The sequence below is a fragment of the Streptomyces sp. B6B3 genome (assembly GCF_039871525.1).
In the GTDB taxonomy this organism is placed as follows: Bacteria; Actinomycetota; Actinomycetes; order Streptomycetales; family Streptomycetaceae; genus Streptomyces.
In genome coordinates this window covers 648,308-670,564 of sequence record NZ_JBDPLU010000001.1, presented here as the reverse complement: position 1 = coordinate 670,564, position 22,257 = coordinate 648,308, and the positions used below count along the sequence as shown (strand labels likewise).

At 72.8% G+C, this 22,257-nt stretch carries 17 protein-coding genes; 11 read left to right on the top strand and 6 right to left on the bottom strand.

Annotation, left to right across the window (positions count from 1 at the left end; all coding sequences use genetic code 11):
- Nucleotides 1–13: 13 nt before the first annotated feature.
- Nucleotides 14–631 carry an ATP-binding protein gene (locus ABGB06_RS02865; RefSeq protein WP_347585023.1) on the top strand — a complete coding sequence of 206 codons (618 nt, stop codon included), beginning with the start codon at nucleotides 14–16 and terminating at the stop codon, nucleotides 629–631.
- Here the strand turns inward: ABGB06_RS02865 and ABGB06_RS02860 are convergent.
- Both ABGB06_RS02860 and ABGB06_RS02855 read right to left on the bottom strand, forming a co-directional pair.
- Nucleotides 543–1,256, bottom strand: coding sequence for a 2'-5' RNA ligase family protein (locus ABGB06_RS02860; protein WP_347585021.1), 714 nt, complete (start codon nucleotides 1,254–1,256; stop codon nucleotides 543–545). The genes ABGB06_RS02865 and ABGB06_RS02860 overlap by 89 nt on opposite strands.
- A 19-nt stretch (nucleotides 1,257–1,275) precedes the next feature.
- The gene (locus ABGB06_RS02855) at nucleotides 1,276–2,598 is read right to left on the bottom strand and encodes a hypothetical protein (RefSeq protein WP_347585020.1); all 1,323 of its coding nucleotides are present in this window, start codon (nucleotides 2,596–2,598) and stop codon (nucleotides 1,276–1,278) included.
- Nucleotides 2,599–2,770: 172 nt separating this feature from the next.
- Between ABGB06_RS02855 and ABGB06_RS02850 the strand changes: the two genes are divergently transcribed.
- Complete coding sequence (locus ABGB06_RS02850) at nucleotides 2,771–3,652, top strand: helix-turn-helix transcriptional regulator (protein WP_347585019.1); 882 nt, start codon at nucleotides 2,771–2,773, stop codon at nucleotides 3,650–3,652.
- Nucleotides 3,649–3,867 carry a DUF397 domain-containing protein gene (locus ABGB06_RS02845; protein WP_347585018.1) on the top strand — a complete coding sequence of 73 codons (219 nt, stop codon included), beginning with the start codon at nucleotides 3,649–3,651 and terminating at the stop codon, nucleotides 3,865–3,867. Before ABGB06_RS02850 ends, ABGB06_RS02845 begins: the two co-directional genes overlap by 4 nt.
- Nucleotides 3,868–3,985: 118 nt before the next feature.
- On the opposite strand, the gene ABGB06_RS02840 is transcribed toward ABGB06_RS02845, so the two are convergent.
- Together ABGB06_RS02840 and ABGB06_RS02835 are read right to left on the bottom strand one after the other, a co-directional pair.
- A complete protein-coding gene (locus ABGB06_RS02840) occupies nucleotides 3,986–4,639 on the bottom strand; it encodes a response regulator (protein ID WP_347585017.1) in 654 nt (217 codons plus the stop codon).
- On the bottom strand, nucleotides 4,636–9,090 hold the full coding sequence (locus ABGB06_RS02835; protein WP_347585016.1) for a HAMP domain-containing protein: 4,455 nt from the start codon (nucleotides 9,088–9,090) through the stop codon (nucleotides 4,636–4,638). Before ABGB06_RS02835 ends, ABGB06_RS02840 begins: the two co-directional genes overlap by 4 nt.
- 112 nt (nucleotides 9,091–9,202) lie before the next feature.
- On the opposite strand from ABGB06_RS02835, the gene ABGB06_RS02830 reads away from it, so the two are divergent.
- From ABGB06_RS02830 to ABGB06_RS02810, 5 genes are all read left to right on the top strand, one after another.
- Nucleotides 9,203–11,122 (top strand): SpoIIE family protein phosphatase, encoded by a 1,920-nt coding sequence (locus ABGB06_RS02830; protein ID WP_347585014.1) that lies wholly within the window; start codon nucleotides 9,203–9,205, stop codon nucleotides 11,120–11,122.
- Nucleotides 11,123–11,517: 395 nt separating this feature from the next.
- The gene (locus ABGB06_RS02825) at nucleotides 11,518–12,903 is read left to right on the top strand and encodes a sulfatase-like hydrolase/transferase (RefSeq protein WP_347585013.1); all 1,386 of its coding nucleotides are present in this window, start codon (nucleotides 11,518–11,520) and stop codon (nucleotides 12,901–12,903) included.
- Nucleotides 12,904–13,004: 101 nt separating this feature from the next.
- Entirely contained in the window at nucleotides 13,005–14,171 is a 1,167-nt protein-coding gene (locus ABGB06_RS02820; protein ID WP_347585012.1) for a pyridoxal-phosphate dependent enzyme, read from the top strand.
- Complete coding sequence (locus ABGB06_RS02815) at nucleotides 14,168–14,953, top strand: PAS domain-containing protein (RefSeq protein WP_347585011.1); 786 nt, start codon at nucleotides 14,168–14,170, stop codon at nucleotides 14,951–14,953. Before ABGB06_RS02820 ends, ABGB06_RS02815 begins: the two co-directional genes overlap by 4 nt.
- Before the next feature lie 83 nt (nucleotides 14,954–15,036).
- A complete protein-coding gene (locus tag ABGB06_RS02810; RefSeq protein WP_347585010.1) occupies nucleotides 15,037–17,748 on the top strand; it encodes a family 78 glycoside hydrolase catalytic domain in 2,712 nt (903 codons plus the stop codon).
- 70 nt (nucleotides 17,749–17,818) lie between these two features.
- Here the strand turns inward: ABGB06_RS02810 and ABGB06_RS02805 are convergent, their stop codons facing one another.
- The gene (locus tag ABGB06_RS02805) at nucleotides 17,819–18,736 is read right to left on the bottom strand and encodes a LysR family transcriptional regulator (RefSeq protein ID WP_347585009.1); all 918 of its coding nucleotides are present in this window, start codon (nucleotides 18,734–18,736) and stop codon (nucleotides 17,819–17,821) included.
- Between ABGB06_RS02805 and ABGB06_RS02800 the strand changes: the two genes are divergently transcribed.
- Nucleotides 18,713–19,651, top strand: coding sequence for a class I SAM-dependent methyltransferase (locus ABGB06_RS02800; protein ID WP_347585008.1), 939 nt, complete (start codon nucleotides 18,713–18,715; stop codon nucleotides 19,649–19,651). The genes ABGB06_RS02805 and ABGB06_RS02800 overlap by 24 nt on opposite strands.
- A gap of 28 nt (nucleotides 19,652–19,679) precedes the next feature.
- Here ABGB06_RS02800 and ABGB06_RS02795 read toward each other — a convergent pair whose 3' ends face one another.
- The gene (locus ABGB06_RS02795) at nucleotides 19,680–21,278 is read right to left on the bottom strand and encodes an SMI1/KNR4 family protein (RefSeq protein ID WP_347585007.1); all 1,599 of its coding nucleotides are present in this window, start codon (nucleotides 21,276–21,278) and stop codon (nucleotides 19,680–19,682) included.
- Nucleotides 21,279–21,351: 73 nt separating this feature from the next.
- Here ABGB06_RS02795 and ABGB06_RS02790 point away from each other — a divergent pair, with 73 nt between their 5' ends.
- Together ABGB06_RS02790 and ABGB06_RS02785 are read left to right on the top strand one after the other, a co-directional pair.
- Nucleotides 21,352–21,582, top strand: a complete 231-nt coding sequence (locus ABGB06_RS02790) for an antitoxin (protein WP_347585006.1) — start codon at nucleotides 21,352–21,354, stop codon at nucleotides 21,580–21,582.
- Nucleotides 21,579–21,983 (top strand): type II toxin-antitoxin system VapC family toxin, encoded by a 405-nt coding sequence (locus ABGB06_RS02785; protein ID WP_347585005.1) that lies wholly within the window; start codon nucleotides 21,579–21,581, stop codon nucleotides 21,981–21,983. Before ABGB06_RS02790 ends, ABGB06_RS02785 begins: the two co-directional genes overlap by 4 nt.
- Nucleotides 21,984–22,257 lie beyond the last annotated feature (274 nt).

Here is a 22,257-nt window from a genome sequence, read left to right as displayed (position 1 = left end):
ACCCGCGCCTTTCATGACCTACGAGGCTGGTGGGGTCACCGCGTCGCCCGATGGCTCGGTGCCGATGTGGAGTGTGAGGGTCGAGATGCCCCGATCAGCCTTGGAACGAGTGCGACGGCGAGACCTCGCGGGCGGGCTCGTGCATCACCGTTGGGTGAGACTGAGCGACGTCAGCCACCCGCAGGCTTTGGCGCGCGAGCACGTTCGACAGGCGTTGGCTGGGCGGGCTACACGGGAACGGATCGGCGATGCGGTCACCGTGATCGGCGAGCTGACGGCCAACGCCATCGAGCACACCAGCGACGGTCCGCGCGGCCTGGTCTTGGACGTCTATCAGGACGTCATCGTGATGTGGATACACGACGGAGGGCAGGACACGGGGGTGGTCAGGGCGCGCCCGCCGGTCACCGGATCACTGGACGAGTTGCCGGAGGACGGCCGGGGCCTCTTCCTGGTCGGTCTGCTGGCGACGAAGTGGTTCGTGTGGCCGACCGTCGAGGGCAAGGCGGTCGTGGCGGTGATGACGCTGGGCGGGGAGGCGGTCAGCGAGGCGGGAGGGCGAGCTCCCGAAGCGCATCCCACCGGTACTCTCGCCCCGTCCGCCTCAGCTCCACCAGCTGCATCGAGGTGATGTCGACGTCCACCGGAGCCAGCGCGCGTAGCGGAGCGACCGCTTCGATGACGGCCGCGGCGGGGCGCGGTCTGTTGTGGTACCCGATGCTGAGGTGGGGACGGAAGGATGCCGTGGGCTTCGTGAAGGCCCTGCTCGACGCGCGGCCGATCCGCGTCAGTACGCCATGGAGACGGATCAGCGGCTCCCAGGGAGACACCGAGAACCGCACGGCGCCGCGCGAGCCGGCGAGCGGCGTCACCCGAAGGGTGAACCGGCCGGGAAGACGCGATGTTGCCGTCTCGGCGAGTGCGTGCAGCGCGCGGGTACTGATCTCCTCGGGCCTCCCGACACGGGTGACCGTGAGGTGGAGCCCTTCGTCCGACGAGACCGAATCCATCCCAAGGCCGGCCAGCTCCTTCTGGCAGCGCAGCGCGAGGGCGCTCAACTGCGGTTCGTTCTGGAAGGTGAGCATCCAGTAGTAGGCGCGGGCTCCGTCAGGCCAGTGGGGACGCGACCAGTGGTCCCGCACCTCGTCGAGTGCGTCGAAGGCGGCCCAGTCGTGCGTCACGATGACGCCCGCGTCCGACAGGTCGGTGGGCGGCTCTACCGGGAACGCGGCGGGGTCCGCCATGAGCAGGCTCACCGGATGCCCTCCGTCGGCGTCACCGTGTCCCAGCGGCCGACATGGCCAGGGCCGCTGGTTGGGAGCTCCACAACCGGAGCTCGTCGCCATACTCCCGTACCGCCGCTCGATCGGGCCAACGCCGTGCCCAAGCGTGAAGGTCGCGAGACCGCTGCCAGACCGACCTGATCGGCTTCCCTCCGCAGAGCCCGAGAGCCTCCTTGCCCAGCCGCAGGGCATGCTCGATGTCCGGCGATCGCTGGTGCAGCAGGGCGGTGGCGACGTCGAGGCGAACCAGGGACCGGGACCACGCCGAATCGGAGTGCTCGATCATGTCGTCGATCTGCTCGGCGCTTCGCAGTGCTTGATCGGCGTTTCCGAGTGACACGTGGGCGGTGATGGCGTTGGCGAGCGTGCGTGCCTGGCCGTAGGGCTGGAAGGACATGCACGGGGTGAGCCCGGCAGGTACGTCGTGGCGTGCCGTGAGGTCGAGCGCTTGCCCGATCGCGCGATCGGCCGCCTTCCGGTCACCGAGTTTGCCCAGGGCCCGTGCTCGGCCGTTGACCAGCAGTCGGATGGCCTGGGCCGCCTGCGGTGAGCGTTCGACGGCCGCGGCGGCGCAGGCGTCGGCCTCCGCGTAGCGGCCGGCGTAGTAGAGGGAGAAGGAACGCGTCCCGTTCACCCAGAGCTCCGTGTGGAGATCGCCGATGACCCGACTCAGTTCCTGCGCCTCGACGCAGTACGCCTCGGCCAGCGTGAAGTGGCCGGTGTTGACGGCCATGTACGCCAGGAGCCCTGAGGCACGGGCGGTGAGGTGAAAGAGGTCCTGCCGAACGCGCGGGGGTTGGTGGCCGTCGAGCAGAGTGTGCAGCAACGTCCGCAGGTCGGCGGTCTGACCGTGCAGGCCTTGCGGGCCCTCCTGCTCGTATCGTCCTGAGATGCGCTCCAACGAGGTCCGTAGGAAGGCGATCGTCGGCGGATCGGCATTGCTCGTGGTGAGCTGGCGGGCGCGTGCCACGATCTCCAGTGGGTCGTCACCGCACGCGGAGGCGGGCAGTTCGGTGGCGGCGACGGCTGGCGAGGCCGGGGAGACTGGGACGGACTGGCTTCCGGGGCGCTGGAAGAGGTCTGCCGCTGGCTGCCCCAGCATGTGCTCCAGAACGCGGCAGGCGTCGGGTTGCGGGAGGCTCTTGATCTCGCCACCCATCCAGCGGTCGAACTGCCGGGGCGAGACGTCCAACGACGCGAGTCGTGGGTCGCCGACTCGCTCGGCCAAGTCCTCGGCGGCGCGTTGGAACTGGACGCTGAAGGCCCGGTGGCTGGTCAGATGTCGTCCCTGAACCAGATCCCTGAAGAGGGTCACGCGAGGCACAGTTACCTCCTCTGACTGGGTCCGTCGGCGCGCCACGCGATCGGTTCGACACGCTTCGTTACGTCTGACAGCATGCCGGTTGCCGCGCTCGCCAGGCAATATGTCTGGTAGATGTTGCCTAGAAAGGTTGTTGGCTGCCGGATCTCCAGGTCAGACTGCTGGCATGGCCCTCAAGAGGAGTCGCGTTCCGCAGTCCGTCCACCGACGCCAGCTCGCCGTTCGCTTCCGAGAGTTGCGTGAGGCGTCCGGCATGACGCTGACGGAGGTCGCCGGACGGATCGAAGTGAACCAGGGGTCATTGAGCCGCATCGAGAACGGCGAACGAGGCGTCAGCGCGGTGCTCGCCCGGGCGTTGATGGACTGCTTCGGCGTTGACGATGCCGCTCGGCGCGACGAGTTGCTGGATCTCGTCCGCGTCGACAAGGAGCAACAGAGGCCCTGGTGGCGGAGGTACGCCTCCGTGCTGACCAGCACACGCTACGACGGCTACCTCGCATGGGAGGCGGGCGCGGCGGCCCTCAACAGCTACCAGCCGATGCTGGTACCGGGTCTACTGCAGACCGAGGACTACGCGAGGGCGGTGATCGGCCAGATGCGTAGCGAACTCGGATCGGCCGAGGTCGACGATCTGGTCACGGTCAGGATGAAGCGTCAGCACGATCGCCTCGACGGTGAGCGCCCGGCGACGCTCTGGGCGCTCCTCGACGAGGCCGTACTGCACCGGACGATCGGCTCCCGCCAGGTCATGGCGGACCAGGCGAGGAGACTGCTGGCCGCGAGTGAGAAGCCGAACGTCACCGTCCAGATCCTGCCCTTTGCCCTCGGGGCCCATCCGGGACTCTACGGCCCGTTCGTCATCCTCTCCTTTCCGGACACCACGCCGGACCTGGTGTGGCTGGAGAACCCGAAGAACTCCGGCTACCTGGACGCCGAGGCAGATGTCCAGGACTACCGCGCCATCTTCGACCAGTTGTGCGTCTGTGCCCTCAGCCCGTCCGAGACCCGAACCCGCATCTCCCAGATGACCGAGGAGTTCCACCCGTGAACGAGCCGACTCCTGCTGACCTCCACCTCACCCTGCCGCAGGCCCGCTGGCGGAGGAGCTCCCACAGCGGAGGAGCCAACGACTGCGTGGAACTCACCGAACTGGGCGCCCACGTCGCCCTACGGGACTCCAAGCGCCCGGAGCTGACACCACTGGTGGTCCGTCGAGCCGCTTTCCGCAGCATGATCGATGCGGTGAGAAGCGGCAAGCATTGATTCGTGATTCGGGTCAGGGGGTTTGCAACCCCCTGACCCGTTCGCCGCGCGCGCGGCGAACGCGGCTGACTGGGCGGATCGCGACGCCGGCACGACGCGGGCGTGATCCGGTGCGGAGTCAGTCGACCGGGGGCGGGAGGGTGAGGGAGCGGACGAGGCGTTCCAGGTCGGCGATGCGGTCGGCGAGGTCGGGATGGGCAGTGCCCTCGCTCTCCCGCAGCAGCGACTCGATGCGGATTAGCCGCACGGTGATCTCCGCCAGTTGCTCCGAGGTGGACGCGTCGGCGGGCGCGGCGGCGCCGGAGGCGACCGTCTGGTCGGCGATGAGCAGCTGCCTGAGCTGCTCGGCCTGCCGGGCCAGCTGGCGGTTCGCCCGGTGCAGTTCGAGGAAGACGTTGACCTTGGTGCGCAGCACCCAGGGATCGACGGGCTTGGCGAGGAAGTCGGCGGCGCCGAGCGCGTACCCCCGGTAGGCGTAGTCGGTGTCGACGTCGGTGCCTGTGAGCAGGATGACGGGCACGTCCTTGGTCTGGTCCAGGCGCTTGATGTTCTCGGCCGTCTCGAAGCCGTCCATGCCCGGCATCAGCACGTCGAGCAGCACCACCGCGAACTGCTCGCGCAGCATCGCCTTCAGCGCCTCCTCGCCGGAGCGCGCGGACACCACCCGCTGGCCGAGCGGGCCGAGCACGGCCTCCAGCGCGACCAGGCTCTCCTCCATGTCGTCGACGACGAGGATGCTGGAGCGGTCGTCGGGCGCGGGCGAGTCGGTCATCGGGACCGCTCCTCCGGGGGCTCGTCCCCGTCCCCGTCCCCGCCGCCGTCGCCGTTGCCGTCACCGTCGCCCGGCCGGTCCGGGTCGCCGGCGCCCACGTCCCCGCCGCCCGACGTGTCGCCGGGCTGGTCGGGGGCCGGCGGCATCTCGGAGTCGCCCGCGGCGCGGTGGGACGTGGCGCTCTCGCCCTCCCGGGCGTCGAACTGCTCGTAGATGGCGGTCAGCAGCTGGTCCACGTCGACGGGCTTGGTGACGTACGCGTCGGCGCCGCTGTTGAGCGCCTTCTCCCGGTCGCCCGGCATGGCCTTCGCGGTCAGCGCGATGATCGGCAGGTCGGCGAGCCGGGCGGTGCGGCGGATGGTGCGGATCGCCTGGTAGCCGTCGATCTCGGGCATCATGATGTCCATCAGGACCAGCGAGACCTCGGGCGACCGCTCCAGCACGTCGAATCCCTCGCGGCCGTTCTCCGCGTAGCGCACCGAGATCCCGACCCGGCCCAGCATGTGGGTGAGCGCGAAGACGTTCCTGATGTCGTCGTCCACGATGAGGATCTGGCGGCCGGCCAGCACCTGTCCGGGACGGCCGCTGAGCCACTCCCGGAGCCGTGTCGTCTCGGGCCAGGTGTCCTCGCGGCGCGGCTGCTCGGCGCCCGCCGAGGGCCCGGGCTCGGGCCCCACGGCGGCGGGCTCGGGGGCGCGCTCCGGGGCGGGCTCCGCCGGTTCCGGTCGGACCGTCGGAGGGCCCGCGGGCGCGCCCTCGGCCGGCTCCGCCCGTTCCGGCGGCCCGGCCGGCTCGGGCGGCCCGGCTCGTTCGGCCGGCTCCGCTCGTTCGGCCGGAGCGGCCGGAACGCCCTCCGCCTCGGCGGCGGGCGCCACCTCGGGTCGCCGCCCGCCGGGCGGCACCGGCTGCACCGCGCCCGCGGTCTCCACCTGCGGCATGTCCACCGCGGTCTCGCCGACGAGCGCGGCCCGGGGCAGCTCGGCCGGCACGAAGAGGGTGAAACGGGAGCCCACGCCCGGCTCGCTCTGCACGTCGATGCGGCCGCCGAGCAGCCCGGCGATCTCCCGGCTGATGGACAGGCCGAGGCCGGTGCCGCCGTACTTGCGGTTCGTGGTGCCGTCGGACTGCTTGAACGCCTCGAAGATCACCGAGAGCTTCTCCGGCGCGATGCCGACCCCGGTGTCCTCCACCACGAACCCCAGCACGGCCCGTGCGGTGCGCAGCGTCTCCTCCTCGAACCGCTCCGCCGGCACCCGCTCGACCCGCAGCGTCACTCCGCCCGACGAGGTGAACTTCACGGCGTTGGACAGCAGGTTGCGCAGCACCTGCTGCAAGCGCTGTTCGTCGGAGTACAGCTCGGCCGGCACGTCGTCGCCGACCGTGACGTCGAAGGTGAGGCCGCGGTCGAGGGCGAGGGGCCGGAAGGTGGCCCGCACGTAGTCGAGCAGCTTGGTGAGCGGCAGCCGCTTGGGGCGGACGTCCATCCGGCCCGCCTCGACCTTCGACAGGTCGAGGATGTCGTTGATCAGCTGCAGCAGGTCGGAGCCCGAGCGGTGGATGGTGGTGGCGAACTCCACCTCGTGGTCGCTGAGCCGCCCGTCCGGGTTGTCGGCGAGCAGCCGGGCCAGGATCAGCAGCGAGTTCAGCGGGGTGCGCAGCTCGTGCGACATGTTGGCCAGGAACTCCGACTTGTACTGGGAGGAGGTGGCGAGCAGCGCGGCCTTCTCCTCCAGTTCGGCGTTGGAGCGCTGGAGCTCGTCGGAGCGCTGGCGCAGCTCGGAGGTGAGCCGCTGCGACTCCGACAGCAGCGCCTCGGTGCGGGCGTTGGCCAGGATGGTGTTGATGGACACGCCGATGGTGTGCGCGAACTGGTCGATGAACGTCAGCTGGACCTCGTTGAACGAGCTGAACGAGGCGACCTCGATGACGCCGAGCAGCCGGTCCTCGAAGAGGATCGGCAGGATCAGGATGCTCGTCGCCGGGGCCGCGCCGAGCCCGGACTCCACGGTGACGTACTCGGGCGGGGCGTTCTCGACCAGGATCCGCTCCTGCTGCCGCACCGCCTGGGCGATGAGGCCGCGGAGCGGGGACCGGGAGCCGAGCCGCTCGTGGCCCGGGCCCTCGATGCCGTAGCCCGCGATGAACTCCAGGTTCTCGTCGGGCGTGCGGTCGGGATCGACCAGGAAGAACGCCTCGGACTGGGCGTTCACCAGCGGTGCCAGCTCGCGGAGGATGAGGTCGGCGACCTCCACCAGGTCCCGGTGGCCCTGCATCAGGCCGGCGACCCGGGTCAGGTTGGACTCCAGCCAGTCCTTGGTGCGGGTGGTCTCCCTGAGGTTGGAGACCATGCGGTTGACGTTGTTCTTCAGCTCGGCGACCTCGCCCTGGGCCTCGACCGAGATGGACCGGGACAGGTCGCCCTGGGCCACGGCGCTGGCCACCTCGGCGATCGCCCGGACCTGGGTGGTGAGGTTGAGCGCCAGCTCGTTGACGCCGGTGGTCAGCCGCTTCCAGGTGCCGTGCACGCCCTCGACCCGGGCCTGGCCGCCCAGCTGGCCCTCGCTGCCGACCTCGCGGGCCACCCGGGTGACCTCGGAGGAGAACGAGGAGAGCGTGTCGACCATGGTGTTGAGGGTGGTCTTGAGCTCCAGGATCTCGCCGCGCGCGTCCACGTCGATCTTCTTCGACAGATCACCGTTCGCCACCGCCGTGGCGACCTGGGCGATGTTCCGCACCTGCGACGTCAGGTTCAACGCCATGAAGTTGACGTTCTCGGTCAGGTCCTTCCACACCCCGGACACGCCCTCGACCTGGGCGCGGCCGCCGAGCTTGCCCTCGGTGCCGACCTCCCGGGAGACCCGGGTCACCTCGTCGGCGAAGCCGCGCAGCTGCTGGACCATGGTGTTGACGGTGGTCTTGAGCTCCAGGATCTCGCCGCGCGCGTCCACGTCGATCTTCTTCGACAGATCACCGTTCGCCACCGCCGTGGTCACCAGGGCGATGTTCCGCACCTGCGACGTCAGGTTCAACGCCATGAAGTTGACGTTCTCGGTCAGGTCCTTCCACACCCCGGACACGTCGCGGACCAGGGCCTGGCGGCCGAGGTTCCCGTCCGTGCCGACCTCGCGGGCCACCCGGGTCACCTCGTCCGCGAACGCCGACAGCTGGTCCACCATCGTGTTGAGGGTGGTCTTGAGCTCCAGGATCTCGCCCCGGGCGTCCACGTCGATCTTCTTCGACAGATCACCGTTCGCCACCGCCGTGGCGACCTGCGCGATGTTCCGCACCTGCGACGTCAGATTCAACGCCATGAAGTTGACGTTCTCGGTCAGGTCCTTCCACACCCCGGACACGTCCTTGACGTGTGCCTGGCCGCCGAGGTTCCCGTCCGTGCCGACCTCGCGGGCCACCCGGGTCACCTCGTCCGCGAACGCCGACAGCTGGTCCACCATCGTGTTGATGGTCAGCTTGAGCTGGAGGATCTCGCCCTTGGCGTCCACGGTGATCTTCTGGCTGAGGTCGCCGCGGGCCACGGCGGTCGTCACCTGGGCGATGTTCCGCACCTGGGACGTGAGGTTCGAGGCCATGAAGTTGACGTTGTTGGTGAGGTCCTTCCACACGCCGGAGACGTCCCGCACATGCGCCTGGCCGCCCAGGTTGCCGTCCGTGCCGACCTCGCGGGCCACCCGGGTCACCTCGTCCGCGAACGCCGACAGCTGGTCCACCATCGTGTTGACGGTGAGCTTCAGCTCCAGCAGCTCGCCCGCCGCCTCGACCGTCACCTTGCGGGTCAGGTCGCCGCGGGCCACGGCCGTGGTGACCAGGGAGATGTCCCGCACCTGTTTGGTCAGCCGGGAGGCCATGGTGTTGACCGCCTCGGTCACGTGCCGCCAGGTGCCGGGCAGGCCGCGCACGCTGGCCCGACCGCCGAGCCGGCCCTCGGTGCCGACCTCGTGGGCGACCCGGGTCACCTCGCCGGTGAAGAACGAGAGCCGGTCCACCACCCGGTTCAGCCCGCGGGCCAGCAGCCGCAGGTCGCCGCGTTGCTGGAGCTGCCCGTCGCGCTGCTGCACCCGGTGACCCAGGTCGCCGTCGGCGACCGCGTCCAACACCCGAATGGCGCTGAGCATGGGCGTCGCCAGAGCGTCCACCAGCTCGTTGGCGTCCCGCACGGTGCTCGCCCAGCGGCCGGCTCCCGGGCTCTCGGAGAGCCGCTCGTCCAGCCGCCCCATCCTGGCCACCGCGCCGCGGACCCGGGCCAGCTCGGCGGACAGGTGTTCGTTGCGCACGGCGATCCGGTTGACCACGCCGGCCATCTCGCCGGCGATGCCCGGCCCCAGGTCCGGCACCCGCACCGAGAAGTCGCCGTCGCACAGCGACCTGAGCGCCTCCAGGAGCGGACGGAGCTCGGCAGCCCTGTCCGAGTCCGTGGCCAGCTCCTGGTCCTTCATGGGTCTTCGCCCCCGTATCCGAAGGTCGATTTGTATAACTATAGTGGATTCTGTCCATTTCAGAGTTCGGACTCCGAGTTCGGACGAGTTCGGACGAGTTCGGGAGGAGCCGGTGCACCCTCCACCCCCCGGCCGGGGCGAATCCGGATCGAGCAGCAGCCTGCCGGCCAGCCGTCACACGCCGGCCCGGGCTCGCGCCTTCGTGCGCGCGGTGATCGCGGAACGCGCCCTGGCCACCTCGTCCACCGGTCCCGCCATCGACCGGCTCGGCGACGACACGGCCCTGCTGGTCAGCGAGCTGACCAGCAACGCCTTCATGCACGCCGGCACCGAGATCCAGGTGCGGTGCCGGACGGAGGTGGCGCGCCCGGTGGCGGAGTCGTTCGGCGACGGCGCCGCGCTGCGGGGCCTGAACCGGATCACCGGCGTGCTGGTCGAGGTCGTGGATCGGCAGCCCGCCGCCCGGGTGCCGGGCGGGGGCCGGCGCGGCGGCTGGGGCCTGGGGATGGCGATCGTGAGCGCGCTCGCCGAATCGTGGGGGGTGACGTACCGGCACACCGAGAAGGCCGTCTGGTTCCGGCTGGTCGTCGCCGAGGAACCGGAGCCGGAGCGGGACGGGCCGGCCGCCCCCGCCGCCCAGGCGGAGCCGGCCGGCGGGACCGACGCCACCCGGGCGCCCGTGGGCGAGGCGGCGCATCTGGTGGCCGAGCTCGGGGAGCCGGGCGGCGGCGCCTGGTCCGAACGGCCGGGACCGTCCGGTGGTGGGGGTACCGCCCAGGCCCCCGGGGCCTGGGGGAGGGTCACCGGCAGCGGCACGTTCCTGGCCGAGGCCAGCGAGCTGCTGGCCGGGCAGCTCAACGAGGACATGATCGCCGCGCTCGCGGGCCAGCTGCTGGTGCCCCGGCTGGCCGACTGGTGCGCGGTGTGGCTGACCACCGAGGACGGCGGGATGCGCCTCTCGCGCGTCTGGCACGCGGACGAGCGACGCGTTCCCGCGCTGCGGACGGCGCTGCTGCCCGACCCCCCGAGGCCGAGCCTGAGCACCGCGGGCGTGCCCTGGCCGTGGCCCGAGGGGGCGGCGGCCGGCGGCGGCTCGGCGCTGGCGTTCGCCCTGGTGTCGCACGGCGCCTGCCTGGGCTTCCTGGTGATCGGCCGGTCGGAGGCGCCCGGGGTCACCGACGCCATGGCGCGAACCGTGGAGGACGTGGCCCGCCGGGTGGCCCAGGCGGTGGTCACCGCCCGCATGTACACCCGGCAGGCCAGCATCAACCGCGCGCTCCAGCGCCGGCAGCTGCCCCGGTCGCTGGCCAGCCTGCCGGGCGTGGAGTCCGCCATCGTCTACGAGCCGCACGGCACGGGGCAGACGGTCGGCGGCGACTTCTACGACCTGTTCCCGGTGGCGGACGGCCGCTGGTGCTTCCTGCTCGGCGACGTGCAGGGCAAGGACCCGGAGGCGATGTCCGTCACCGGTCTCACCCGGCATCTGGTGCGGCTGCTGGCGCGCGAGGGCCACGGCGTCGGCACGGTGCTCGGCTGGGTGAACGCGGTGATGGCGGAGGACGCGGCCGAGTCGGTGAGCGTGGGCGGCGAGGCCGCGCAGCCGCGCTTCCTGAGCCTGGTGTACGGGGAGCTGGTGCCCGACGAGGAGGCCGGCGGCGCCCGGTGCACCCTGGCCAGCGCCGGCCACCCGCTGCCGCTGCGGCTGTGCACGGACGGCGCGGTGATGCCGGTGGTGACGCCGCAGATGCTGCTCGGCATCGACGAGCACACGGAGTTCACCTCCGAGTCGTTCCGCCTGGAGCCCGGCGAGACGCTGCTGTGCGTCACCGACGGGGTGACCGAACGGCGCAACGCGGGTCGGCTGCTCGACGACCACGACGGCCTGTCCGTGATCCTGCGCCGCTGCGTGGGGATGGGCGCGATGGCGGTGGCCGAGCGGGTGCGACGGGCGACCCACGACTTCGGCCCCGAGCCGGTGGAGGACGACATCGCGGTGCTGGTGCTCCACGCCGTGCCCCGGATCCAGGACTGACGGGTGCGAGCGTCCTTCCCCGTCCGCCGACCGAACCCGGGCGGCGAGGGGGTTGGACAGTTTTCCTAGTTTCCTACCTGTGTTCTAGGAAAAAGCGTTGACGTGGGACGGAGCGGCCCGCAGGATGGTGGCATGCTCATCGCGACACAGCCTCTGCTGGTGCGCTGCCGGCACGTCGACTTCTGTCACGTCGCCAGCGCCGTCTGCCGTCGCGGCTAGTCGGCGGCCACCGGGCCGCCGCGGCCCGGACGCCTGACGCACCCCTCTCCCCTCCCCGCGCGCCTCCCCCCGCGCATCCTTCCCCGCGCCCTCCGCCGGCGCGGGCTCCGGCACGCCCCGCGCTGCCGCCCGGCTCTCGCCTGTCCTCATCCACGTCGTCATGTCCTGGGAGACGCATGTCCACGCTGCCCTCGCGCCGCGCCTTCGGCGGGCTGCTCGGCTCCACGGCCGCCGCAGCCACGCTGCCGGCGCCGAGCGCCGCCGCCACGGAGCGCTCGTTCCGCGCCGCGCCGGAGCGCGACTCCGCGCGCCCCAACATCCTCTGCATCCTCGCCGACGACCTCGGCTGGGCCGACCTGACCTGCTTCGGCTCGCCGACCATCAACACCCCGCGGCTGGACCGGCTGGCCCGCCAGGGCGTCCGGTTCACCCAGGCGTACGCGGGCTCCTCGACCTGCTCGCCCACCCGTTTCGCGCTCTACACCGGACGCTATCCGGGCCGCTGCGCCGGCGGCCTCGCCGAGCCGATCGCCGACTCCACGGCCGGCCTGGACCCCGGTCACCCCACGCTGGCCTCGCTGTTGCGCGAGGCCGGCTACGACACCGCGTTGATCGGCAAGTGGCACTGCGGCTACCTGCCGGACTTCAGCCCCACCCGCTCCGGCTGGAACACCTTCTTCGGCAACCTCGGCGGCGCGCTGGAGTACTACTCGAAGATCGGCGTCCGCGGCGAGTACGACCTGTACGAGGGCGACGCCACGTACCAGGACCTGCGCTACTACACCCGGGTGCTGACCGAGCGCGCGGTCGAGCACGTCGGCACCCGCGAGGCCGGCACGCCCTGGCTGCTCAACCTCAACTTCACCACCCCGCACTGGCCGTGGATCGCCGAGGGGGACGAGGCGGAGGGCGCCGAGATCGTCCGGCGCCTGCGCGACGGCGACTCCCGGGCGCTCTTCCACCTGGACGGCGGATCCCTGGAGAAGTACGCCGAGATGGTCGAGGACCTGGACCGCTCCGTCGGCCTGGTGCTGGACGCGCTCGCCGCCAGCGGCCAACAGCGCGACACCCTGGTCTTCTTCGGCAGCGACAACGGCGGCGAACGCTGGTCGCACCAGTGGCCGCTCTCCGGGGAGAAGGCGTCGCTCCAGGAGGGCGGCATCCGGATCCCGCAGATCGTCCGCTGGCCGGCCCGGCTGGACGGCGGGCAGGTGAGCCACCTGCCCAACTACTCCCCCGACTGGACGGCGACGCTGCTGGAGCTGGCCGGCGCCCGGCCCGACCCCGGGCACCCGCTGGACGGCCACAGCCTCGCGGGCTACCTGCTGCGCGGCGAGGCCCCGCCGGAGCGCGACATGTTCTGGCGGGTGCGGGCGGAGCGGGCGCTGCGCCGCGGCGACTGGAAGTACCACCGCGACGAGGCGGGCGGCGAGCACCTCTACAACGTCGAGGAGGATCCACGCGAACGGGCCGACCGGGCGATAGCGGAGCCGGAGCTCTTCGCCGACCTCCGGTCCACCTGGGAGGCGATCGACGCCGGCCTGCTCCCCTATCCGGACTGACCTTTTACAGAACGTCCAGCACTGGATAATCTGTCCAGGACAGTGGTGTTCAGCGCAGCCGGCACCGGCCCCTGACCAGGGCCGGGGAAGGGGGACGGGCCATGACGGACGACGACGCGGGGGTGCGCCTCCTCGACGAGCGGTCGGGGCGGGCGTATCCGCTGGACCCGCTGCGCTGGCGCGGCGACGCCGACCCCGGCGCCGCCGGCGACACCGGGGCGCCGCTGACCGTCTCGCCGTTGCCCGCCCTCGCGCCGGGCGACGTCGAGACCGGCACCCGCTCGCTGTGGCGGTACCGCGCCGCGCTGCCGGCGGTCGCCGCCGAGCGGCCGGTCTCCCTCGGCGAGGGGTGCACGCCGCTGGTCGAGTCGGACTGGGGCGACGCCCGGGTGCGGTTCAAGCTGGAGTGGTTCAGCCCCACCGGCAGCTTCAAGGACCGCGGCAGCAGCGTGATGATCTCGGCGCTGGCGGCCCGCGGCGTGACCGAGGTGATCGAGGACAGTTCGGGCAACGGCGGCTCCTCCGTCGCCGCGTACTGCGCCGCCGCCGGCATCCGGGCCACCATCCTGGTGCCCGAGGCCACCTCGCCCGCCAAGGTGCGGCAGACCCGGGCGTACGGCGCGGCGATCCGCCCGGTGCCCGGCGGCCGGGACGTCACCGCCGCCGAGGCGCTGCGGCTCGCGGCCGACACCTGCTACGCCGGGCACAACTGGCACCCGCTCTTCCTCCAGGGCACCAAGACGCTGGCCTACGAGCTGTGGGAGGACCTCGGCTTCGCCGCGCCCGACGCGGTGGTCACCGTGGCCGGCGCGGGCAGCCTCGTCCTCGGCTGCGACCTCGGCTTCGGCGAGCTGCTCGCGGCCGGCCGGATCGCCCGCCGCCCCCGGCTGCTCGTCGCCCAGCCGGCCGCCTGCGCCCCGATCCACGCCGCGTTCCACGGCACCCCGCCCGCCGGTTTCGGGCCGACGATCGCGGAGGGCACGGCGATCCGCGAGCCGGTCAGGCTGCCCGAGGTGGTGGCGGCGGTGCGCCGCTCCGGCGGCGACATGGCCGCGATCCCGGAGCCGGACATCGCCGCCGCGGTCCGCCGCCTGGCCGCCTCGGGGCTCTACGCGGAGCCGACCAGCGCGACCGCCGCCGCGGCGATCGACGTCTTCCGGGCCCGGGGGGAGATCCGGCGGGGCGAGACGACGGTGGTGGTGCTCACCGGGTCCGGGCTCAAGTCGCCGGGAGCGGTGGACGCCGCGCTGGCCGGCGGCACGGCATGACGGCCCCCGACGCGGCGCCCGACGCGGCCCCCGACCACCCCGGACGCGACCGTCCCGCTCCGGCCTCGGCGGACACGCCGGCCGCGGCGGACGGACCGAGAGCGCACGGCGCGTCCGGCGGCGGCCCGTCCGGCGAGGACGAGCTGCTGCTGCGGGAGGCGGAGAAGATCGCCGTCGCGCTCGGCCGGATGTTCCCCGGCCTGTGCGAGGTGGTGCTGCACGACCTGCGCGACCCGGACCAGGCGATCCGGGCCATCGAGAACAACCTCTCCGGCCGCTCGGTGGGCGACCCTCCCCCAGGCCTTGGCGGCCTGGGAGGTGCCCCCATGACCGAGCTCGGCCTCGCCCGGATCCGCGACCCCGACTACCCCGGCGTGCTGCAGAACTACCCCAACCGCTTCCCCGACGGCCGGCCCGCGAAGAGCACCTCCATCGGCCTGAAGAACAGCCGGGGCGCCTACGTCGCCGCGCTCTGCCTCAACCTCGACGTCTCGCTGCTCGGCACGGCCGCCCGCAGCCTGGCCAACCTGGTGCGCACCGACGATTCCGACGAACCGCTCGCGGAGACCCTGCGGGCCCGCTCACTCGATGAACTCCGTGCCGCCGTCGAGGAGTTCGCCGCCGCCCGCGGCCACACCCCGCGCGGCCTCGACGCGGCGGCCCGGCGGGAGCTGGTGCGCTCGCTGCGCGAGCGGGGGTTCCTCCAGGTCAAGCACTCGGTACAGGCGCTCACCGACCTGCTGGGCATCTCCCGCGCCACCGTCTACAACTACCTGCGCTGATCCGGTCCCCCGGCGAACCCGCCGGTGTTAACGTCACCGCCGACCGGGCCCCGACCCGAGACGCCGACGCCGGGAGTGTGCGCATGCCGACCGACGACCAGCCGCGCCTGACGGACCTGCGGGCCGAGCACCGGGTCCGCCCCGTGGGCCTCGACGTGCCGCCGCGCTTCTCGTGGACCCTGGTGGCCGACCGACGCGGCTGCGCGCAGCGGGGCCACCGGCTGGTGGTGCGCGTCGGCGACGACCCGGTGTGGGACTCCGGCGAGGTGCCCGACCACCGCGGCTACGAGGTGGCCTACGGCGGCCCGCCGTTGACCGCGTTGACCCGGTACGACTGGACCGTCACCGTGCACACCCCGCACGGCGACGCCGAGGCGTCCTCGTGGTTCGTCAGCGGCCTGCCCGACCCGGCCGACTGGGCGGGCGCCGCCTGGATCGGCCGGCCGGCGGCGGACGGCGCCGCGCCGCTGCTGCGGCACGAGTTCACGCTCGACGACTCCCCGGCCACCGCCCACCTCGCGGTCGCGGCGGGCGGCTACGCGTCGGTGACGCTGAACGGCGTGCCCGTCGCCGACGAGGTGCTCTCCCCCGGTTTCACCGACTACACGCGCCGCGTGCAGTACGTGGTGCACGACGTGACCCGGCTGCTGCGCCCGGGCCGGAACGCGCTCGGCGTCGAACTGGGCCGCGGCTTCTTCGGCGTTCGCCGCCCCAACACCTGGGACTGGCACACCGCGCCCTGGCACGGCGAGCCGCGCGTCCGGCTGCTGCTGGCCACCCGCGGCCCGGGCGGCGCCGTCACGCCGGCGGCCGTCTCGTCGCCGGACTGGCGGGCCGTGGCGGGTCCGATCCGCGACGACGACGTGTACGGCGGCGAGAGCCACGACGACCGGTACCTGCGGCCGGGCTTCGACCTGCCGGGCCACGACGACGCCGGCTGGTCGCCCGCGACCGTGCTGCCGGCGCCGGCGGGCCGGCTGGAACACCAGCGGCAGCAACCGATCCGCGTGGTCGCGGAGTTGCCGGCCGAGGAGGTCGACGAGCCGGAGCCCGGCGTGTACGTCGCCCGGTTCCCCCGGGTGGTGGCCGGCTGGGCGGCCGTCCGGGTCCCGGCCACGCCCGCCGGGGCGACCGTGACCGTGCGGTACGGGGAGCGGCTCACCGAGGCGGGCCGGCCGCACTGCGAGGACGTCTTCGGGCACTACTCGGGCCGCTTCCAGACCGACCGCTTCACCCTGGCCGGCACGGTGCCCGGCCCCGAGTCCGGCCCCGAGTCCGGCTCCGAGTCCGCCGTCGGATCCCCGGCCGGCGCGCACCGGTGCGAGCCGCGCTTCACGTACAAGGGCTTTCGATACGTGGAGATCACCGGCTGGCCCGCCGACGCGCCGCCGCCCGCACCGGCCGACCTGGTCGCCCGGGTGGTGCACTCCGACGTCGCCGTCACCGGCGCGTTCACCTGCTCCGACCCGGACCTGACCCGGCTGCACGAACTCACCGTGGCGACCGTGCTGAACAACCTGCACGGCATACCCACCGACACCCCGATGTACGAGAAGAACGGCTGGACCGGCGACGCGATGCTCGGCGCCGAGATCTTCCTCCGCAACCTCGACGTCCACGAACTGCTCGCCAAATGGCTGCAGGACGTGGCGGACACCCGGGAGCCCGGCGGCCATCCGCAGGTGATCGCGCCGCACGGCGGCTGGCGGCTGTCCTGGGAGCCGGCGCCCACCTGGCATTCGGCGTTCGTGCTGATCCCGTGGTGGCTGCACCGGCACACCGGCGACGCCCGCGTGCTGGCGACGCACTTCGACGGAATGGCCGAGTACGCGCGCTTCGAGCTGGCCCGGAGCCCGGGCGGCATCGCCACCACCACGCTGGGCGACTGGGTGAGCCCCGAGTCGCCGCCGCCCGGCGGCAACCCGCCGGACGAGGACCTGCGCGTCCCCGCCACCGCCTACCTGTACGCCATGCTGACGACGCTGGACCGGGCCGCCGGCGTGCTCGGGCGCCCGGCCGAGGAGGAGTTCTTCCGGGCGCGCGCCGCCGAGGTGCGGGCGGCGTTCCGCGAGCGCTTCGTGGACTCCGCGACGGGCCTGGTGCGCGGCGAGGGGGAGCACGGCACCCGGCAGTCCCACCAGGCGCTGGCGCTGGCGTTCGGGCTGCTGGACGCCGACGAACGGGCGGCCGCCGCGGCGCTGCTGGCCGCCGACGTGGCCGGGCGCGGCGACCGGCTCAACACCGGCGCGCTCGGCACCAAGTACCTGCTGCCGATGCTCACCGCGCACGGCCACGCGGCGCGGGCGCTCGCGGTGGCCCGGCAGCCGGAGTTCCCCGGCTGGGGCCTGTGGCTGCGCGCCGGCGCCACGTCGCTGTGGGAGCACTGGGGCCTCGAGGCGCGCTCCCGCGGCCACTACTTCCTCGGCACCATCGACGACTGGCTGTTCGCCGACGTCGCCGGGCTGTCCGTCACCGGCCCCGACGACCTGCTGGTACGGCCCGCGCTCACCGGTCTGCTGGACGCCGCCGCGGCCCGGCTGCCGACCCCGCGCGGCCCGGCCGAGGTCGCCTGGCGGCGGGCGGACGGCGTCCTGACCCTCGACGTCACCGTGCCGGCCGGCGCCTCCGCCCGCGTCCACCTCCCCACCCCGAACGCCGACCCGACCACCGCCACCGAATCCGGCCGTCCACTGCCCGAGGCGGAGGGCGTGCGCGTGCTGCGCGGCTCCCCCGGGACCGCCGAGGTGGTGCTCACCGTCCCCGGCGGCCGGTACACGTTCGCCGCCCCGGCGTGAGCGGGCCCGGTCCCGCACCGGATGGCGGGGCCGGGTCGGAGGGCTCAGCCGCCGGACCGTCCGGCCCGCGTCAGGCGCTGGCCGGCGGCGGCGCGAGTTCGGCAGCGACCTCGACGGCGACCTCGACGGCGACCTCGATGGCCCGGCTGGCCAGGGGCGAGTGGGCACGTCCGGCCCGCCAGTGCAGGTAGATCTCCCGCGGCGGCAACGACGGCCGGAGCTCGTGGACGCGAAGCCTGTCGTCGGACGGGACGTCGGCACCGCGGATGGCGAGCCAGGGCAGCACCGCCGAGCCCATGCCGGCGCGCACCATGGCCACCAGGGTGTCGTTGACCGCGGAGCGGAACACGATCCGCGGACGGGCACCGCCGCGGGCGACGGCCCGCTCCATCGCGGGCTGGTCGCAGATCAGCGGCCAGGCCACCAGCGGAGCGCCGTCGAGCCGCCCCAACGGGACCGGACCGTCGGGGAAGGTGCCGGCGGCCGCCACCAGCAGGTAGGGATCGTCGAGCAGCTTGTGGTGCTCGACATCGCCGACGACGCGGCCGTCGTGGAAGAGCAGGTCGAGGTCGCCGATCCGCGGCTGCTCCGGCTCCTCCTCGGACAGTCGGATGTCGCAGCCGGGGTGCTCGTCTCGCAGCCGGCGTACGACCGACGGAAGGATCACGCTGGACACGCTCTGGAACGTGCCGATGTCGATCCGGCCGTCTCCCGCCCGGAACCGGTCCACGGCGTCGGCCAGTGCCTCCGCCCTCGCCAACAGGTCGCGCCCGTGGTCGAGGACCACGGAGCCGAGCGGGGTGAGCCGCACCGGCCTGGGACCCCCCGGCCGGTCGAACACCGGACCGCCGACGGCCTTCTCCAACGCCGCGATCTGCTGGCTCACCGTCGACTGGGTGTACCCGAGCCGGGCGGCCGCCCGACCGAACGTGCCCTCCTCGGCGATGGCCGCCAGCGCCGCCAGGTGGCGCAGCTCGACGTCGGCCATGAGGTCCAGCGTAGCGATACTCATTTCCGTGAGCGATCGAATCGATCGGAAACCATCGCTTTTCACGATGAAGTCGTGGGCTCTAGCGTGCTGTCGGCCGCCTCGCCCTCGGCGAACTCCGCGACGGCCCGGCGACATGAGGAGAGGATCGCTGTGTTCGACTACGACTCGGAGCTCGTCCGCTACCACCAGCGGCTACGGGCGGCCCTCGACATCCGACCCGGCGATCACGTCCTCGACATCGGCTGCGGCACGGGCCAGACCACCCGGGACGCTGCCCGAACCGCGTCGCCGGGGACCGCGCTCGGCATCGACGTCTCGGGCCCGATGCTGGCACGGGCCCGCCAACAGGCCGAGGCGGAAGGGCCGCACAACGTCAGCTTCGTGCGGGCCGACGCCCAGACCCATGCCTTCCCGCCGGAGCACTTCACGCTGGCCATGAGCCGGTTCGGCACGATGTTCTTCGCCGACCCCGGCGCCGCGTTCGCCAACATCGGGCGGGCCCTTCGTCCGGGAGCGCGCTTCGTGCAGCTGGTCTGGCAAGCCGCCGACCGCCAGGAGTGGCATGCCGCGATCCGGACGGCGCTGCCCCTCGCGCACGCGTCATCGACGCCGGCCGTCGACCCCTTCACCCTGGCCGACCCGGACGTCGTGTCCGGCGTCCTGACCGCGGCCGGCTTCACCGCGGTGGACGTCGTCGACGTGCACGAGCCCGTCCGTTACGGCCCGGACGCCGAGGGCGCGCGTGCCGCGGTACTCCAGCTGTGGATGGTGAAGGAAGCGCTCGCCGATCTGGATGCCGCGTCCGCCGAACGCGCCCTCGACCGGCTCGACGCGACCCTCGACGCGCACGACACCGGCAACGGCGTGTGGTTCGACTCCCACGCCTGGCTCGTCACCGCACGCCGACGATGACCCCGTCGGATGAACCCGACCGGGCGTGTCATCCGGCGCCGGTTCCGACGGTGCCCGTGGCGCGGAAGGGCTCGCCGAGGCGCGTGCCGAGGAACGCGGCCCAGTCCAGGGCCTGGTCGAGCGAGGCGTAGTCGCCGCCCAGGTGGGCCGCGGCGAGGGTCGGCGGCACCCTGTTCGCCTTCAGCAGGACCGCCCACTGCCGCCCGTTGAGGGACAGGTAGCGCAGGTCCGGCAGGTCGGCCAGCAGGGGGAGGTCCCGGACGTTGGCCCAGGCGAGGTCCAGGCCGCGCAGGTTCGGGGCGGTGCGCAGCGGGGCGATGTCGACCGGAGCGGCGGACGCGAGGGCCAGGGAGCTGAGGTGGCGGTGCCCCTCCAGGGGGGTCAGGTCTCCCGCCGGATCCAGGACCACCCGCAGGGACTCGACCGGCAGCGAGCGCAGCGGTGTGAGGTCGGCGGTCGCGCAGCGGTTGAGATGCACCCGCCGCAGGCTCCGGCCGGCGGTGAGCGGGGCGAGATCGACCGGGCTGGGCTGCTTGTTGATGTGGATGGCCTGGAGGGTCGGCGGAACGACCTCGGGTATCCCGCCGCCGATGTGCTGGTGTCGGGGGACCTCCTGGGCCGGCTCCAGCAGGTCGAGGTGGCCGTTGTCCAGCTCGTAGGCGCCCTGCCGCAGCAACTCCAGGTACCCGCCGAGCAGGGAGGTGACCGAGTCCGCGACGTACGCCGGGCCGTCGTGGTGGTCGCGGCCGATCTCGATGACCTGTCCGGGGCGGCCGTCGCGGGCGGGAGCCATGTCGACCGCCAGGACGTTCCCGTCCTCGTGGGTGACGAAGGGGATCCAGTCCGGATGGCCGCCGCAGCGCCGGACGGTGTCGGCCGGGTGGGCGTCGAAGACGACGGAGTCCCAGTTGTGGTCCCAGCCGAGCCAGGGCGGTTCGCGCCACCAGTCATACTCGGCGATCAGCTCGCTGAGCGGCATCCAGACGCTGCCCTCGAACAGGCGACGCGGACGGGGGGCGAGGCGCTCGCCGTCGGCGATCGCGTAGAGCGCCCGCAGGTCGGGGGGCAGGGCCCGGCCGATGCGGCGTTCGACCTCGTCGAGCGCGGCGGCGGACGCCGGCGGCGGCAACTCGTCCGGCCGCCCCAGGATCGCGGCGCGCCGCTCCAGGTACGCGCGGAAGCGCTCCGCCGCCAGCCGCGGGTCGCCCGCCGGGGCGGCCGTGCTCCCCTCCTGCTCGAAGCCCGGCTGGGGCAGCCGGCGGTCGGGGTCCAGCACGATCTGGAAACCGCCCCGCATCCCGGACTGCCGATCGACCGCGTCCGGCGTCGCGACCACCCGGTACTCGCCGGACGGCAGACACTGGATCTCCAGATTGGCCCGGTCCCAGCCCCGAGCCTCCTGTAAGGCGGTCCCGAGATCGCACAGTTCCGCGTGGAGGGTGGGCACCGAGTGGTGGTGCCGCGCGCCGGGCACGCCGTAGCCGCCGGACACCGAACTCCCACCGCCCCGGCTCACCCGGCCGGCCAGCACCGCCCCCGTCCAACCCTCCGGCGCGCTCGCGACGATCTCCTCGACGATCCGCCGCACCACCCGTTCCACCATGACGCCCTCCCCATCCGTCACCACCGGCGCATTCTCACAGCCGGCACTGACAGTCAGCGAGCAAGCAACATGCTAGCAAAGCGACTACTCTTGTCGCATGGCTACCCTCTACGTCCGTGACCTGTCCGACGACGCGATCGCCGAGCTGAAGATACGAGCCGCCCGGAACCGGCAGTCCCTGCAGGCCTACGCGCGGTCGCTGCTGGAGCAGGAGGCCGCCACGCCCACCACCCAGGACGTCATCGCACGCATCCGGGACCGCGTCACCGCACGGCTGTCCACGACCGAGGTGCTGGGCGACATCGACGCCGGACGGGAGCGCACGTGATCGTGGTGGACGCGGGCGCCGTCGTGCACCTGGTGGCCGACGCCGGCCCGGTGGGGGAAGCCATCCGCAAGCGTGCCGAGCCCGAGCGGCTGGCCGCGCCGTACCTGCTGGACGTCGAGGTCGCCTCCGCGCTCCGCGGACGCCACCGCGGCGGCAAGCTCAGCGACGCCCAGCTCGACGGGGCCTGGGACTCCTTCGCCCTCCTGCCCGTCAGAAGGATGGAGCATCTGCCGCTCCTGCCGCGGGTGCGCGAGGTGTGGAACAACCTCTCCCCCTACGACGCCACCTACGTCGCGCTGGCCGAGGGACTGGGCGTGCCGCTGGTCACGAGCGACGCGAGGATCGCCCGTGCCGGGTGCGCCCGGTGCCCCGTCGAGGTCTTCACGGAGCAGCACACCTGACCTTCGCCGCTCCGTCTCGACCCCGCGCTCCCTGAGGCGACTCGTCTGCCTGACGCCGTGACAGGGTTTCCCCTCCGGCGAGTCGCCCCTTCCGTCTCGACGGCGCCGGTTCGTCTCACGGGCAGGAGTTCCTGGAGACGTCCGGTTCGGCTCCGGGCATCTCCGTGAAAGCGTTCCGCGCGGACCAGGACGCCAGCGTCGAGCACAGCGCCCACGAACCCTCGATCGACGAGTGCGACGGCGGCGCCAATCCCGCCGGCTTACTATGATTCTC